Source organism: Halobacillus massiliensis, assembly GCF_900166625.1.
In the GTDB taxonomy this organism is placed as follows: Bacteria; Bacillota; Bacilli; order Bacillales; family Halobacillaceae; genus Halobacillus_A; species Halobacillus_A massiliensis.
Map to the genome: position 1 here is coordinate 1,532,087 of NZ_LT800499.1, position 15,298 is coordinate 1,547,384.

Annotated in this window: 16 protein-coding genes; all 16 read left to right on the forward strand. The window is 42.7% G+C overall.

Features of this window, described 5'->3' with window-relative positions; translation table 11 throughout:
* Positions 1-4 precede the first annotated feature (4 nt).
* A complete protein-coding gene (locus B7E06_RS07540; protein ID WP_082233396.1) occupies positions 5-520 on the forward strand; it encodes an acyltransferase in 516 nt (171 codons plus the stop codon).
* A gap of 1 nt (position 521) precedes the next feature.
* Positions 522-1,067, forward strand: coding sequence for a glycerol-3-phosphate responsive antiterminator (locus tag B7E06_RS07545; RefSeq protein ID WP_082233397.1), 546 nt, complete (start codon positions 522-524; stop codon positions 1,065-1,067).
* 112 nt (positions 1,068-1,179) lie between these two features.
* Positions 1,180-1,986, forward strand: a complete 807-nt coding sequence (locus B7E06_RS07550) for an MIP/aquaporin family protein (RefSeq protein WP_082233398.1) — start codon at positions 1,180-1,182, stop codon at positions 1,984-1,986.
* A gap of 13 nt (positions 1,987-1,999) precedes the next feature.
* Positions 2,000-3,493, forward strand: coding sequence for a glycerol kinase GlpK (glpK, locus tag B7E06_RS07555; protein ID WP_082233399.1), 1,494 nt, complete (start codon positions 2,000-2,002; stop codon positions 3,491-3,493).
* Positions 3,494-3,770: 277 nt separating this feature from the next.
* Positions 3,771-5,447: a glycerol-3-phosphate dehydrogenase/oxidase gene (locus B7E06_RS07560; protein WP_082233400.1), complete on the forward strand. Its 1,677-nt coding sequence runs from the start codon at positions 3,771-3,773 to the stop codon at positions 5,445-5,447.
* 116 nt (positions 5,448-5,563) lie between these two features.
* Entirely contained in the window at positions 5,564-6,376 is an 813-nt protein-coding gene (locus B7E06_RS07565; protein WP_082233401.1) for a hypothetical protein, read from the forward strand.
* Positions 6,377-6,624: 248 nt separating this feature from the next.
* Entirely contained in the window at positions 6,625-7,809 is a 1,185-nt protein-coding gene (locus B7E06_RS07570) for an ATP phosphoribosyltransferase regulatory subunit (protein ID WP_082233402.1), read from the forward strand.
* Positions 7,802-8,440, forward strand: coding sequence for an ATP phosphoribosyltransferase (gene hisG, locus B7E06_RS07575; protein WP_082233403.1), 639 nt, complete (start codon positions 7,802-7,804; stop codon positions 8,438-8,440). The genes B7E06_RS07570 and hisG overlap by 8 nt, the downstream gene beginning before the upstream one ends.
* On the forward strand, positions 8,437-9,711 hold the full coding sequence (gene hisD, locus B7E06_RS07580) for a histidinol dehydrogenase (protein WP_082233404.1): 1,275 nt from the start codon (positions 8,437-8,439) through the stop codon (positions 9,709-9,711). Before hisG ends, hisD begins: the two co-directional genes overlap by 4 nt.
* Positions 9,708-10,298 carry an imidazoleglycerol-phosphate dehydratase HisB gene (hisB, locus tag B7E06_RS07585; RefSeq protein WP_082233405.1) on the forward strand — a complete coding sequence of 197 codons (591 nt, stop codon included), beginning with the start codon at positions 9,708-9,710 and terminating at the stop codon, positions 10,296-10,298. The genes hisD and hisB overlap by 4 nt, the downstream gene beginning before the upstream one ends.
* Positions 10,298-10,930 (forward strand): imidazole glycerol phosphate synthase subunit HisH, encoded by a 633-nt coding sequence (gene hisH / locus B7E06_RS07590; RefSeq protein ID WP_082233406.1) that lies wholly within the window; start codon positions 10,298-10,300, stop codon positions 10,928-10,930. The genes hisB and hisH overlap by 1 nt, the downstream gene beginning before the upstream one ends.
* An 11-nt stretch (positions 10,931-10,941) precedes the next feature.
* Positions 10,942-11,673, forward strand: a complete 732-nt coding sequence (hisA, locus tag B7E06_RS07595; protein WP_082233407.1) for a 1-(5-phosphoribosyl)-5-[(5-phosphoribosylamino)methylideneamino]imidazole-4-carboxamide isomerase — start codon at positions 10,942-10,944, stop codon at positions 11,671-11,673.
* Positions 11,673-12,431, forward strand: a complete 759-nt coding sequence (hisF, locus tag B7E06_RS07600) for an imidazole glycerol phosphate synthase subunit HisF (protein WP_082233408.1) — start codon at positions 11,673-11,675, stop codon at positions 12,429-12,431. The genes hisA and hisF overlap by 1 nt, the downstream gene beginning before the upstream one ends.
* Complete coding sequence (gene hisIE, locus B7E06_RS07605) at positions 12,428-13,048, forward strand: bifunctional phosphoribosyl-AMP cyclohydrolase/phosphoribosyl-ATP diphosphatase HisIE (RefSeq protein WP_082233409.1); 621 nt, start codon at positions 12,428-12,430, stop codon at positions 13,046-13,048. Before hisF ends, hisIE begins: the two co-directional genes overlap by 4 nt.
* A 95-nt stretch (positions 13,049-13,143) precedes the next feature.
* Positions 13,144-14,163: a tetratricopeptide repeat protein gene (locus tag B7E06_RS07610; RefSeq protein ID WP_082233410.1), complete on the forward strand. Its 1,020-nt coding sequence runs from the start codon at positions 13,144-13,146 to the stop codon at positions 14,161-14,163.
* Positions 14,164-14,246: 83 nt separating this feature from the next.
* Positions 14,247-15,197: a thioredoxin-disulfide reductase gene (gene trxB / locus B7E06_RS07615; RefSeq protein ID WP_082233411.1), complete on the forward strand. Its 951-nt coding sequence runs from the start codon at positions 14,247-14,249 to the stop codon at positions 15,195-15,197.
* Positions 15,198-15,298 lie beyond the last annotated feature (101 nt).

A 15,298-nucleotide genomic window follows, 5' to 3' on the forward strand; every position in this document is an offset into this window, starting at 1 on the left:
CCTTATGCGTCGTACACAACGCTTTCCGGTTCAAGGAGCCAACTCCCTCTGGCATATTTATAAAACAGTTCCTTTTATAAAAGTAATGAAGAACTTTGTCGTAATTCAAGTGGCACGGTATACCCCATTTTTAAATGTGAAAAATGGGATGTACCGCCGCTTTTTAAACATGAGGGTGGGGGATGAAACATCTTTTGCCCTCATGGTAATGGTAGATATTATGTTTCCGGAAAAGATTTCCGTTGGACGAAATTCTGTAATAGGTTATAATACCACAATATTAGCCCATGAATATTTAATTAACGAGTATCGGCTTGGAGAAGTAGAAATTGGTGATGAAGTTTTAATTGGTGCCAATACTACGATACTGCCTGGTGTGAAGATCGGCAGTGGGTCTGTAATATCAGCTGGTACGCTCGTTAATAAAGATGTTCCTGCCGGCGCGTTCGTCGGCGGCAACCCGATGCAATTGATCTACACAAAGGAACAAATGGAGCAGCGGAGAAATAAGGAGAGTTAAGATGGAGCTTAAGCAGACGGTACTTCCAGCAGTAAAAAAGATGAAAGACTTTGAAAGGCTCCTCGAGATGGATACTGAATATATTATTATTCTGGAAAGCCGGCTCAGTATGCTGCCTAACGTTGTGAAAGCAGGACAGAAAGCTGGAAAGAAAGTATGGGTACATGTGGATCTAATTCAAGGGCTTAAAGCAGATGATTATGGGATGGAGTTTTTAGGAAGAGCGATAAAGCCGGATGGCGTCATAACGACTAGATCACATGTTATTCAGCTGGCTAAAAAATATAAGCTCATTTCCGTACAGCGTTTGTTTTTAATTGATAGCCAGGCTGTAGAGCATAACGTAAATATCATCAATAAAGTAAAGCCCGATTTCGTCGAAGTTTTGCCGGGGATCGTTCCGGGAATGATAAAAGAGATGAAAGAGCGATTAGGAGTGCAGGTCATTGCCGGAGGGTTAATACGAACAGAGGAAGAAGCAGCCGAAGCTATCCGCGCAGGGGCATCTGCAGTGTCAACATCACGTTCAGAACTTTGGAGGTTTTAAGGGATAAGATCTACATATATCTTGATCGTGATCAGCACAAATGGGGCAGCTCCAGCTGCTTAACCTGTGCTTTTTTTATTGCTCATTTTACATACCGGGAAGGAGAACATATATGACAGAGTTCATGGGAGAACTTATCGGAACGATGATTCTCATTATACTAGGCGGTGGCGTTATAGCCGGGGCTAACCTTAAAGGAACGAAAGCTGAAGGGAATTGGGTATTAATTACAATTGCCTGGGGGCTTGCGGTTGCGATGGGAGTATATGCTGTGGGGAATTTAACTGGAGCTCATATCAATCCTGCTGTTACGCTGGGGCTGGCTTCTGTAGGTGATTTTCCATGGGATAAAGTTCCGGTTTATATTTTGGCACAAATGATAGGTGCCTTTATTGGTGCGGTTATCGTCTTTTTTCATTACCTGCCTCACTGGGAGGGAACAGAAGATCCTATGGCCAAGCTATCGATTTTTTCAACAGATCCGGCGATCTACAGTCCGGTCTCCAACTTGGTTAGTGAAATTATCGGAACGTTCGTCCTTGTGATGGGGATTTTGTTTATAGGAGCCAATGAATTTACCGACGGTCTTAATCCGTTAATTGTCGGTCTTTTGATCGTAGCGATTGGAATGTCCCTTGGATCGACTACCGGCTATGCCATTAATCCGGCAAGAGACTTAGGACCGAGAATTGCCCACGCTGTCCTCCCGATTCCGGGAAAAGGCGGTTCGAACTGGGGATATGCATGGGTCCCAGTCGCAGGGCCGGCCATTGGGGGAATTTATGGAGGGCTATTTTATCAGGCTGTTTTTGAAGGCACACCGAATGGGTGGTTTTGGCTAACTTCAATAATTATTGTCGGCATTTTGCTGTCGTCTATGAAAATAGAGCTGCAAAAAAATCAGAGAGTTCATTCTTAATAGGAGGAGAGAGATGAAGAAATATATACTATCAATTGACCAGGGAACCACAAGCTCAAGAGCCATCTTATTTGATCATGAGGGAGCGATCGTTGAAACAGCACAAAAGGAATTTGAACAATACTTCCCTAAACCAGGCTGGGTCGAACACGATGCCAATGAGATTTGGACATCCGTACTCAGCTGTATTTCAGATTTATTAATCCGTGCTGACGTAGAAAGTGAACAAATCGCCGGAATCGGAATTACAAACCAGAGGGAAACGACTGTAGTATGGGATAAACATACAGGAAAACCTATTCATAAAGCAATTGTATGGCAGTCCAGACAGACGCAGGGCATCTGCAATGAACTGCGTGAACAGGGCTACAATGATACTTTCCGTGATAAAACAGGCTTGCTGCTCGATCCATACTTTTCAGGAACGAAAGTGAAGTGGATTTTGGACAATGTGGAAGGAGCACGTGAAAAAGCTGAAAATGGTGACTTGATGTTTGGGACAATTGATACATGGCTTGTGTATAAAATGTCTGGAAGAAAAGCACATGTAACTGATTATTCAAATGCTTCACGTACACTGATGTATAATATTTACGATTTAAAATGGGATGACGAACTTCTTGATATCCTTGGCGTGCCTAAGAGCATGCTGCCTGAAGTAAAGCCTTCCTCGGAAGTTTATGCTCATACCGTTGATTACCATTTCTTTGGCAGCGAAGTGCCGATTGCAGGCATAGCAGGCGATCAACAGGCTGCTCTATTTGGGCAGGCTTGCTTTGAAAAAGGAATGGGTAAAAACACATATGGGACAGGCGGATTTATGTTGATGAATACAGGTGAAGAAGCTGTGAAATCCAATAACGGGCTGCTTACTACGTTAGCCTGGGGAGTAGATGGCAAAGTTGAATACGCTCTAGAGGGGAGTATTTTCGTTTCAGGTTCGGCCATCCAGTGGCTAAGAGATGGGTTAAAATTAATCCAGGATTCTTCTGAAAGTGAAAGCATTGCGGCAGAAGTGGAGACGACAGATGGAGTTTACGTCGTTCCTGCTTTTGTCGGACTTGGGACCCCGTACTGGGACAGCGAAGCTCGTGGAGCTGTTTTTGGTCTAACGCGGGGGACAAAGAAATCCCACTTTGTCAGAGCTACACTTGAATCGCTCGCTTATCAGACGAAAGATGTTGTAGATACGATGGTTCAGGATGCCGGAATTGAACTTAAAAAGCTCCGAGTGGACGGTGGAGCAGTTAAAAACAACTTATTGATGCAGTTTCAGAGCGACCTGCTTCAATCCTCGGTGGAACGCCCTAAAATTAATGAAACTACAGCTCTTGGAGCTGCTTATCTTGCTGGCTTAGCTGTAGGGTATTGGGACAACCGGGAAGAGATCGCTAAACAGTGGAAGAAGGAAAAGCAGTTTGATCCACAAATTAAAGAAGGCAAGATAGATGAGTTGTATAACGGATGGAAAAAAGCGGTCAAAGCGACACGCATATTTAAGATGTAAGATTTGCTAGTGGATTTTCAGAATGATTTTTGTTATACTTTGGATAAGTTAATAGACATTAGGTCGGAGAAGCGGAGAGACCACGAAACTCTACAGGCAGTATCTGTAGATGAGTTCGTGGTCTCTTTTTTTCGATTATCAAGGGTTTGCCATTCATGTGAGAGGGTATGCGATGTAAGGCAGAGTGCTCAATTTTACACATATTCCATACGGATTTAGGGAATAAAGGATAACAGACGACCTAATGAAACCGACAGATATAAAAGGAGAGATCGACATGAAGACTTTTTCTAACTATGACCGCCAGGATAAATTTAAAGAACTAAACCAGGTTGAATGGGACCTGCTGGTTGTTGGAGGAGGAATTACTGGAGCAGGGATTGCTCTAGATGCAGCGAGCCGCGGAATGAAAACGGCCGTTGTTGAAATGCAGGATTATGCAGCAGGCACATCAAGCCGTTCCACAAAACTGGTACACGGTGGACTTCGTTATTTAAAACAGTTTGAAATTAAGATGGTCGCAGAAGTAGGAAAAGAACGTGAAATCGTATATGAAAACGGACCTCACGTAACTACTCCTGAATGGATGATGCTTCCGTTCCATGAAGGCGGAAACTTTGGACCATATTCTACAAGCCTCGGCCTGCGGGTGTATGACTATTTGGCTGGTGTTAAAAAAGCAGAGCGCCGATTGATGTTTAAGCCTGACGAAACCCTAAAACGCGAGCCGCTTGTTAAAAAAGAAGGTCTTAAAGGTGCCGGCTATTATGTTGAATATAAAACAGACGATGCCAGATTGACACTTGAAGTTATGAAGAAAGCTGTTGAGTTTGGTGCGCAATCCGTAAACTATGCGAAAGTGGTGGATTTTGTTTATAATAACAGCGGCAAGATTGAAGGAGCAATTGTCGAAGATACAATCAGCGGAGAAACTTATCAGGTGAAAGCCAAACGGGTAGTTAATGCCGGTGGCCCATGGGTGGATGAACTCCGTGAAATCGATGGATCGAAAAAAGGCAAATCTCTTCATCATACAAAAGGAGTCCACCTAGTATTTGATCAGTCCGATTTCCCGCTTCAACAGGCTATTTATTTTGATACACCGGATGGTCGTATGATTTTCGCTATTCCGCGTGATGGCAAGACGTATGTTGGAACAACGGATACGACTTTTACGGAAGATCTGGCTGTTCCCCAAGTAACAACAACAGATCGAGATTACATTTTAAATGCGATTCATATGATGTTTCCATCCGTGAAAGTAGGACCGCAGAATATTGAGTCAAGCTGGGCTGGTGTACGTCCTCTTATTCACGAAGATGGAAAAGATCCTTCTGAGATTTCCAGGAAGGATGAAATCTTCGTTTCAGATTCTGGGTTAATCTCTATGGCTGGCGGTAAATTAACAGGTTACCGTAAGATGGCAGAGACTTCAGTAAACCTTGTAAGAGATCAGATCGCCGAGGAGTACGGTATCCGTTATTCTGATTCTGAAACGAAGCGTATGCCTATTTCAGGTGGCGAAGTTAATGGATCGAAAGGTTTTAAAGTCTTCAAGGAAGAGCGCGTGAAGATTGGAGAATCTCTGGGGCTAACAACTAAGAAAGCTGGAGAGCTTGTCAACTTGTACGGAGCCAATATAGACACATTGTATAGTTTATTTAAAAAGCATAAAGAAGATGCTGTAGCTGCCGGTATTGACCCGCTTGTTTTTGCACAGCTGAGGATGGCCCTTGAGTATGAAATGATCTTTAAGCCTGTCGACTTCTTTGTACGTCGTACAGCTGCCCTCTTCTTTAACATTAAATGGGTTCACGAACACAAAGAGCCTGTGATTGATTATATGGCGAAAGAATTAAAATGGACAGATAAACACAAGCAGCAGTATACTGAGGAATTAGAACGTCTTCTTAATGAAGCGGTCAACCCGGTGAAAGCTGAAGGAGTATCATAATAATTTTAACCCCCTTTGGAGAAAAATCTTCAAAGGGGTTTTTTATTGCATCGTGTAAAATCTTTCTTTAAATATTCTGGAAATCTACGTATACTTTTTAAGTAAGGAGGGATGAAATGCCAACGGTTCAACAATTTATTCGTCAGGACGGTGTACGCCAGATCGTCACAGGAAGCATACTGATTCTATTCATGGCGTTTTTTGTAATCAGCATGATTTTTATTAGACAAGCAGGGTTACTAATAAATGCTATTTACAGTCTTGCTTTTGGGCTGGCAGGGTTTGCAGTTTTTCGAAGCGGATGGGAAGACTACATTTCTGCGAAAAACTATGAAGATTTTACAGAAGATACTACATATGAAACAGTCCCGGTTTTTCCTCAGAGAATGTATATCGGTCACGAGCATTCAGCTACATATCAAGCGACTTTATATGATATGGGTGGGCAAAGCTATAGTGAGATTAAAAAAAATACTTCATTTGATATAAAGCTATTCCGCCCTTTTGTCGCACTTTTTTCCGGGGACTCTCTACTCCCTGCTTCTTATAATTTAAATATAGGAGACAAACAAGTATATAAGATTGATAAAAAAGGCGGTTTTAAGTGGCGCGGTTATGTCCACCAGCCTGAACGCGGGGTAGTCGCTTATACTTCTCAGGAAAAGGAATCAGGGAAGATGATCTTCCGTTATCTTCAAGGTGATCAGTGCCGCTGGCAGGCAGAGGGAGATTCTCTCATTGGCCATTTTGAAGTGAAAGATGATAAAGGAAAGCTGTGGGCGGTTGCCAAAAGGAATGCGATTCCTATGGAAGCAGCTGACCGGTTCTCCAATATGTCGGGATATTTAGTGGAGTGGAAGGTACGAAAAGAAGTTCCATATTCCCTCCTTGCTTTTTTATTTTTAATCCAGACCCAGACAAACGTTTAAGAATTCTGCTATAAATGCAAAGAGGAGAGGCTTGTGAACTTTTGTAAATCATACGAATGAGGTGAAAAGCCAGGAGCCCTTCCTGGCTTTTTTGTATTTTATAAGAACAAGTAAAACGTTTGATCATGCCGGCTTTTTGTTATGATAGTAATAATAAGTAAAAAAATCTCGAATATTGACGACCCTATCTTTATCATGTTAGCATATTAGCAGACTAAAGGATTTAGTGTTGGAAAGGACGGATATGAATGGTGAAGCGGCTTATGTTTGAAAAACCACTTGGAATGCGCGATACGCTTCCATTTTTTTATAATCAAAAAGCTAAAACGAGAGACCGTTTAAAATCAGCAATTCTCTCTTATGGATATTCCTTTATGGATACACCCTTTCTCGAGTATCATGAAACGATTGGACAAGTAAGCGCCACGAAAGAGCAGAGCTTATTCAAATTGCTGGATCAGCAGGGACATACATTAGTTTTGCGTCCTGATATGACGGCACCGATTGCACGGGTAGCGGCTTCACAGCTGCGAGATTTGGAGCTTCCGCTGCGGCTGGCTTATGATGGTCCCGTCTTTCGAGCCCAGCAGGCCGAGGGGGGGAAGCCGGCACAGTTTGAGCAAGTTGGAACTGAATTAATCGGTGACCATTCTTCTTATGGAGATGCTGAAGTTATTGCTTTATTGGTAGAGGCTTTAAGGAAGTCCGGCCTCGACGATTTCGTAATTACAATAGGACACATAGGTTATGTAAAAGCTTTTTTCAATGATGTTTTAGGTCAGGATGAAGAAACAAAAGACATTTTGTTAGAGCATTTATATAGAAAAAATTACGTGGGCTACCGGGAATCCGTGAAAGCTGCCAAGCTGTCTGAAGAGAAAAAGCTTGCTCTCCTTTCCCTTCTTGCCCTGCGCGGAGGAGAAGAAGTATTTTCTTCCAGTAAATCGCTGGCGCGCAATCAGGTATGCATGCAGGCGGTCAATGAGTTAAAACAGCTCTATGAGTTACTGGAAAATTACGGGGTAGCTGATTATGTAAGCTTTGATTTAAATTTAGTGAGCCATATGAATTACTATACGGGTATTTTATTCGAGGGATACGCTCCTCATTTAGGCTCCCTGTTATGTAATGGCGGACGTTATGATACCCTGCTTCCATCTTTTCAGCTGAATGCTTCGGCTACGGGATTTGCTATCCATTTAGAAAGACTGATTGAAGCAGTCAATGGAAATAGTGATAATGATGAAAGAATCGGTGTCATTGTTGATCAAAACAGCCATGTAAAAGGCATCCAAAAAGCCTCAGAGCTTCGTAATCAAGGGCATCAGGTACTCCTTCAGCATATTGATCAAATCCCGGACTATGAGCAGTTCAGCAGTCAGCTGCTGGAATGCATTGATTTAACATGCAAAGGAGGGGAAGGGAATGAATAAACCTTTAACAATCGCCATGCCTAAAGGCCGGATCTATAAAGAAGCTGCGGCTTTATTGAAGCAGGCGGGTTATCATCTGACGCTGGATGATGAAGACACAAGAAAGCTTATTCTGGAATTTCCCGAACAAAATATACAAATCATGATGGCAAAGCCGATGGATGTCGTAACATATGTAGAATATGGAGCAGCCGATATTGGTATTGCAGGTAAAGATGTCCTTCTTGAACAGGACCGTGATGTTTATGAAGTACTGGATTTAAAAATCAGCCCATGCTATGTGGCGGTAGCCGGCCTTCCCGATCAGCCGTTAAGTAAAATTGCGCCGAAAATTGCCACTAAATATCCGAAAATTGCTTCCGACTATTTTAGAGAGCAGGGAGAGCAGATCGAAATTATTCCTTTAAATGGATCAATTGAACTTGCACCGATCATCGGATTAACCGATCGTATTGTTGATATCGTATCAACAGGCAGAACATTAAAGGAAAATGGGCTTGTAGAATATGAAAAAATAGCCGATATTACTTCACGCCTGATCGTAAATCCAGTCAGCTATAGATTAAAAAGCCGTGAAATTGATGAAATGGTTCAAAAGCTAAGTGAAGTAGTGGAGGTGGAAATGTCTTGAGAATCCTGCAAAACTCCGACCTCTCTTCATTAAAAAGAAGGGTCGATCAGGGCACGGAGCAGCAAAGAAAGTCAGTTCTTGAAATTATTCAGCAAGTGAAACAGTCAGGGGATCAAGCGGTACGTCAATTCACTGAAAAATTTGATGGAGTCTCCATTGATGATTGGCGTGTCACCTCAGAAGAAATGGAAGAGGCTTATCAATCTATTGGGCAGGAATATATCGAAATCATGGAAGAAGCCGCTGACAACATCCGCGCTTTTCATGAAAAACAGCAGGTGAACTCCTGGTTTGATACTTCCAAAGATGGAACAATCTTAGGGCAGCGAATTACGCCGATTGATGCTGCAGGAGTTTATGTGCCAGGCGGGACAGCTGCTTATCCTTCCTCTTTATTTATGAATGTTATACCTGCTCAAGTAGCGGGTGTAGAAAGAATTGTAGTCGTAACGCCCCCTGGTAAGGACGGTAAAATCTCTATTGGAACACTTGCGGCTGCTAAGATTCTTGGTGTAGAGGAAATTTATAAAGTCGGTGGAGCTCAGGCGATCGCTGCTTTGGCTTATGGTACAGAAAGCCTGGCTTCTGTAGATAAAATTACTGGTCCAGGAAATATCTTCGTAGCGTTGGCCAAGCGGGAAGTTTTTGGAGATGTCGATATCGATATGATCGCAGGCCCGAGCGAAATTGCCGTATTAGCCGATGACACGGCCAAAGCAAACGAGGTTGCTGCTGATTTGATATCACAGGCGGAGCATGATGCGCGATCATCGAGTGTGTTAGTCACAACAAGTGAACAACTGGCAAATGATGTGGCGGAAGAGGTGAAGCTTCAGCTGGCATCCCTGCCGCGAACGGAAATAGCTTCTGACAGCATTAGAGATTATGGCGCTATAATTCTCTGTCGTTCAATGGCAGAAGCAATTGACACGGTTAATGAAATAGCCGCAGAACACTTAGAAATAGTAACCGCAGAACCATTTGAAGATATGGCGAAAATTAAGCATGCCGGTGCTATTTTTCTTGGCCCTTACAGCAGCGAGCCGGTGGGTGACTATTTTGCAGGACCAAACCATGTACTGCCGACCAGCGGTACTGCAAGGTTTTCCAGTCCATTAAGTGTCGCTGACTTTGTTAAAAAATCTAGTATCATTTCATACAGCCGCCAGGCACTCCAAAGCCATGTAGACAAAATAGCTCAATTTGCAAGGCTTGAAGGCTTGGAAGGTCATGCCCGCGCGGTGGAAGCACGGAAGGAGCGCTTTAAATGAGTGAACGTTATGCAAAGATCAACCGTAAAACAAGAGAAACAGACATCAGTTTGGAATTTTCAATAGACGGAGAGGGCAAATCTCAGCTTGATGTACAGGTTCCTTTTATGTCCCACATGCTTGAGCTTTTTACAAAGCATGGGCTGTTTAATTTACAAGTGACAGGACGCGGAGATGTAGAAGTTGATGACCATCATTTAACAGAAGATTTAGGGATTGTGCTTGGCCAGGCTTTACGGGAAGCTCTTGGTGATAAATATGGGATTAAACGATATGGTTCTATGACTCTTCCGATGGATGAAACCTTAGTTACTGTAGCTGTCGACTTAAGTGATCGGCCTCACCTTGAGTGGAAGGCAGAGCTTCCAAAAGATCGTGTAGGTACTTTTGATACGGAAAATGTTCATGAATTTTTCTGGAAACTGGCGGTAGAAGCCCGGATGAATTTACATATCGTGCTTCACCACGGCCACAATACCCATCATATTATTGAAGCAATGTTTAAAGCTTTAGCACGTGCCCTTGATGAAGCGACTGAGGTAGATCCTAGAATTAAAGGGGTACCAAGCACGAAAGGAAGCTTATAATGATCGGAATTATTGACTATGGAATGGGAAATCTGTTCAGCGTATCTAAAGCATTGGAACGAATGGAGATTCCCTATGTCATTGGGGAACGGCCGGATCAGCTTCATGATTGCAAGGGCTATATCCTGCCGGGAGTGGGAGCCTTTCCTGACGCTATGAAGGCTCTAAAAGAGCATGGATTTATAGATTTTATTAAAGAAAAAGTAGAACAGGGTGTACCACTATATGGAATTTGTTTAGGGATGCAGCTACTTTTTGAAGAGAGTGAAGAAGGCGGCGGCCTGACACAAGGTCTTGGTTTGTTTCCCGGACGGATTGTCAGATTTTCAGGAAAAGCGGAGGACGGTAATCATTATAAAGTCCCTCATATGGGATGGAATAAGCTGGAGATTCATCAACCGGAAAAGCCGCTTCTTGAAAACGTACGTAATGAATATGTGTATTTTGTTCACTCTTATGTAGTATCTACGAAGAATCCAGACATTCTATATGCTACTGCCGATTATCATGGCACAGTACCTGCAATTGTAGGAAAGGACAACCTTGTGGCCAGTCAGTTTCACCCGGAGAAAAGCGGGAGGGCTGGCGTTCAATTATTAGAAAATTTTTGTAAACGAATGGTCAAACAGTGAGGAGCATCTAAATGACTTTTACCATATTTCCAGCAATAGATATGCAGAACGGGCAATGTGTCCGGTTAGAACAGGGAGATTTTAATAAGCAGACCGTTTATGGAGATAATCCTTTTGAAGTAGCTAAAGAATTTGCAGAAGCCGGGGCTTCATGGATTCACATGGTTGATTTAGACGGAGCAAAAGAAGGAGCTAAACAAAACGCAGAGCATGTTGTAAAAGTAGCTAATGAAATAGATGTAAAGGTTCAAATTGGCGGAGGTATTCGTTCAGAAACCGATGTGGAGTATTATTTAAGCCGGGGCATCGACCGTGTAATCATTGGTTCACTTGCCGTAAGGGATCTTCCGCTTACAAAGGAACTTTTAAGAAAGTATGGTCCTCAAATTGTTATCGGCCTTGATGCGCGTGATGGCTATGTGGCCACAGAAGGCTGGCTTGAAAAATCAGAAGTTCTTGCTGTCGATCTAGGCAAAGAGCTGGCAGAAGCCGGTGCTCAAACATTCGTTTATACGGATATTGCCAAAGACGGAATGCTTCAAGGCCCTAATACGAAAGAAATTGTCCGCCTTGGTGAGCAGACGGGTGTCGATGTAATTGCTTCTGGAGGAATAAAAGGCATTGAAGATTTACAGGAATTAAAGAAATACCAGGAACAGTCTGTGATCGGTTCTATTGTCGGTAAAGCATTGTACACTAACCGGTTCTCTCTTGCTGAGGCATTGAAAGAGGAGGTTCGCTAATGCTTTCTAAACGGATTATTCCCTGTCTTGACGTAAAAGAAGGAAGAGTAGTTAAAGGGATTCAGTTTGTGGACATCCGCGATGCCGGCGATCCAGTAGAGCTCGCGAAAGTATATGATGAGCAGGGGGCAGATGAGCTCGTTTTTCTAGACATTTCCGCAACGCATGAAGGAAAGAAAACGATGATTGATGTTGTTCGGGCGGTCGCAGCTGAACTGGCGATTCCTTTTACGGTTGGAGGCGGTATCCGCACACTGGAAGATATGAAAGAAACTTTACGAAACGGGGCCGATAAAGTATCGCTTAATTCTGCAGCCGTTAAGAGGCCTGAGCTTATTCGTGAAGGAGCCGATTACTTCGGAGCTCAGTGTATTGTCGTAGCGATTGACGCCAGGTATGATGAAGAAGCTGGTACTTGGAGAGTTTATACACATGGAGGACGTACGCCGACAGAATGGCTTGTGACAGACTGGGCTCGGGAAGCCGTTCGCCTTGGTGCAGGAGAAATTCTATTAACATCTATGAATCAGGATGGTGAAAAGACGGGGTTTGACCTGCCGCTGCTTCAGGCTGTTCAGGAGGTTGTTACAGTCCCTGTCATTGCTTCAGGAGGCGCCGGCTCAGCCGAGCATTTTTATGAAGTTTTCAAAGAAGTAAATGCAGATGCTGCGCTTGCTGCTTCTATCTTTCATTATAAAGAGACATCTATTAAAAACGTAAAACAATATTTAGAGAAAAAAGGAGTCGTTGTACGATGAATATCGGGGAGATTAAGTTTGACGAAAAAGGTTTAGTGCCGGCAATCGTACAGGATGCTCGCTCTAAAGCAGTCTTAACCTTAGCATACATGAACAAAGAATCCTTGGAACTGACACTTCAGAAAAAAGAAACTGTTTTTTTCAGCCGTTCCCGCCAGAAACTTTGGCATAAAGGAGAAACTTCAGGAAACACCCAGGCAGTTGAAAGTATTTCCTATGATTGTGACCAGGATGCCCTGCTTGTTCAAGTCATTCCTTCAGGTCCTGCCTGTCATAAAGGGGACTATAGCTGCTTCAATGACATGCTGTTTAAAGGTACGAAAGTAAAAGAAGAACCATATGCTATTTTAGAACAGTTAAAACAAGTACTCACAGAGCGTAAAACTACCCTTCCTGAGAACTCATATACTTCGAAACTATTCCAGGAAGGTGTCGACCGTATAGCTAAAAAGATCGGTGAAGAGGCAGGGGAAGTTATTATTGCGGCTAAAAATGATGATAAGCAGGAATTATCCATGGAATCTGCTGACCTGCTTTTCCACTTGCTTGTTCTGCTTACTGACCGCGGGGTAAGTCTGGATGATGTTTTATCTGTTCTGGAAGAAAGACATCAATAGATTTATTGTAGAATTAGTAAAATCTCCTATTTCAAAACGCTATTCTATGTTATACTGCATAATTAGTGAGTATGGAACGAAGTAGGGGGACAGTCATGACGACATCACTGAAACCAACTATCCATAATAAGCCGTCAAATGTAATTCCTTTTTTACCGACAGGGAACTTTTATTTCTCATATGGAATTCAGGCGTTTAAAAAGAGACGCTTTAATGCGGCGGAGAAATGGTTAAAAAAAGCTATAGATATATCACCAGAAGAACCGCTTTATTCTTGCCAGCTTTCTGTTGTTTATACGGAAGTTGGCTCTTATCATGCAGCGAACCAGGTATTGACGGACGTAGTAAAAAGATACGGTGATGATTACATCGATGCCTACTATTTAATGGCCAATAACTATGCACACCTTGGTTTATTAAATGACGCTAAAAAATATGCGGAAAAATACATGGATAAAACGTCAGAAGGAGATTTTGATGAGGCTGCCGGCCAGCTTCTTCAAATGTTGAATTCTCTGGAAGACGAAGAAGAATACGAAGATGATTATATGTTTGATGATGAAGACGAATTGATCATTTATCAGGAAACTGCTTTCTACCATTTAGAAAATGAAGAATGGGAAGAAGCAGTGCCGGTTTTACATGAAATGATGCAGCTTTTCCCTGAGTACACTCTGGCTAAGCATAAATATGCGTATGCTCTGTTTAATATTGGTGAACAAGAAGAAGCGATTCAACTTGAAGAAAAGTGGCTGGAAAAAGATCCGGATAATATTCATAGTCACGTGAATTTAGCTGCTTTCTTTATGCAGAAGAGGGAGAAACAGAGAGCGGAATATCATATTGATCTCCTCCGCAATGTTTATCCTATGCATGAACAGCAGAAGCTTGCGATTGCCGTTATTCTAGCTAAGGCCGGATACTATCATGAAGCAGTGGATCGTTTCCGCCGACTAAAAAATAAGCTGGTTGTAGGAAGACAAGGCTACTATAAATGGTACAGCATAGCATCATACCAGACAGGGAAGCCATCCCGTGCCCTTAAGCTTTGGGAAAAAGGGTGCAAAAGATTCCCTCATCTCAGTAAAGAAGGCGGGCCATGGAATTATCAATAAGCACATTGATGGACGTCTTATCTACGATTTATTATTATGATGATATCAGGTAACAGCAAGAGGAAATAAGGAGTGATTGACCAATGACAGAGGATCGCATTTATGATGTCATTATTGCAGGTGCAGGGCCGGCTGGTATGACAGCTGCTGTTTATACTTCCCGTGCCAATCTGGATACTCTAATGATTGAGAGAGGAATTCCAGGGGGGCAGATGGCTAACACAGAAGATGTTGAAAACTATCCAGGGTTTGAAAGTATTCTAGGTCCTGACCTTTCTAATAAAATGTTCGAACACGCAAAGAAATTCGGTGCGGAATACGCGTACGGAGACATTAAAGAGATTAAAGATGGAAAAGAATATAAAACAGTTCTAGCCGGAACAAAAGAATATAAAGCGAGAACTGTCATTATTACTACCGGAGCCCAGTATAAAGAGCTTGGTGTTCCAGGAGAGAAAGAACTTGGAGGCCGTGGTGTTTCCTATTGTGCTGTATGTGACGGTGCCTTTTTCCGCGACAAAGAACTTGTAGTCGTCGGAGGCGGGGATTCTGCAGTAGAAGAAGGAGTTTATCTGACACGCTTTGCCAGCAAGGTAACCATTGTTCACCGACGCGATTCACTGCGTGCACAAAAAATCCTTCAGGATCGCGCATTTGATAATAAAAAGATTGACTTTATCTGGAACACAGAAGTTAAGACAATCAACGATCAAAATGGAAAAGTGGGCAGCGTGACACTTGTGAACAATAAGACAGGTAAAGAGTATGATTTCAACACAGACGGAACGTTTATCTATATCGGCATGAACCCATTGAGCGGACCGTTTCAATCTCTTGGTATTACAAATGACCAGGGATATATTGAAACAGACGAACGAATGGAAACAAAAGTTCCCGGTATTTTTGCAGCTGGAGATATCCGCGAGAAAGAACTCCGACAGATTGTTACAGCTACAGGGGATGGAAGTATCGCGGCTCAGGCTGCGCAGCACTATATTGAGAACCTGTTAGAAGAATTGAAAGTAATTAATTAAAGAAAAGTGAAAAGAAACCGGAAGATTTTCGGGAGCTCTTTTCATCTATAAAAGGGTCAAAACTAAAAAGTAACCCCATTTTAACTCTGTTGTAACATGTA

Bases quoted from the DNA above. Each gene is read 5' to 3' on its own strand.
- B7E06_RS07540 (WP_082233396.1), top strand. From the start codon at position 5: ATGCGTCGTACACAACGCTTTCCGGTTCAAGGAGCCAACTCCCTCTGG.
- B7E06_RS07545 (WP_082233397.1), top strand. From the start codon at position 522: ATGGAGCTTAAGCAGACGGTACTTCCAGCAGTAAAAAAGATGAAAGAC.
- B7E06_RS07550 (WP_082233398.1), top strand. From the start codon at position 1,180: ATGACAGAGTTCATGGGAGAACTTATCGGAACGATGATTCTCATTATA.
- glpK (WP_082233399.1), top strand. From the start codon at position 2,000: ATGAAGAAATATATACTATCAATTGACCAGGGAACCACAAGCTCAAGA.
- B7E06_RS07560 (WP_082233400.1), top strand. From the start codon at position 3,771: ATGAAGACTTTTTCTAACTATGACCGCCAGGATAAATTTAAAGAACTA.
- B7E06_RS07565 (WP_082233401.1), top strand. From the start codon at position 5,564: ATGCCAACGGTTCAACAATTTATTCGTCAGGACGGTGTACGCCAGATC.
- B7E06_RS07570 (WP_082233402.1), top strand. From the start codon at position 6,625: ATGGTGAAGCGGCTTATGTTTGAAAAACCACTTGGAATGCGCGATACG.
- hisG (WP_082233403.1), top strand. From the start codon at position 7,802: ATGAATAAACCTTTAACAATCGCCATGCCTAAAGGCCGGATCTATAAA.
- hisB (WP_082233405.1), top strand. From the start codon at position 9,708: ATGAGTGAACGTTATGCAAAGATCAACCGTAAAACAAGAGAAACAGAC.
- hisH (WP_082233406.1), top strand. From the start codon at position 10,298: ATGATCGGAATTATTGACTATGGAATGGGAAATCTGTTCAGCGTATCT.
- hisA (WP_082233407.1), top strand. From the start codon at position 10,942: ATGACTTTTACCATATTTCCAGCAATAGATATGCAGAACGGGCAATGT.
- hisF (WP_082233408.1), top strand. From the start codon at position 11,673: ATGCTTTCTAAACGGATTATTCCCTGTCTTGACGTAAAAGAAGGAAGA.
- hisIE (WP_082233409.1), top strand. From the start codon at position 12,428: ATGAATATCGGGGAGATTAAGTTTGACGAAAAAGGTTTAGTGCCGGCA.
- B7E06_RS07610 (WP_082233410.1), top strand. From the start codon at position 13,144: ATGACGACATCACTGAAACCAACTATCCATAATAAGCCGTCAAATGTA.
- trxB (WP_082233411.1), top strand. From the start codon at position 14,247: ATGACAGAGGATCGCATTTATGATGTCATTATTGCAGGTGCAGGGCCG.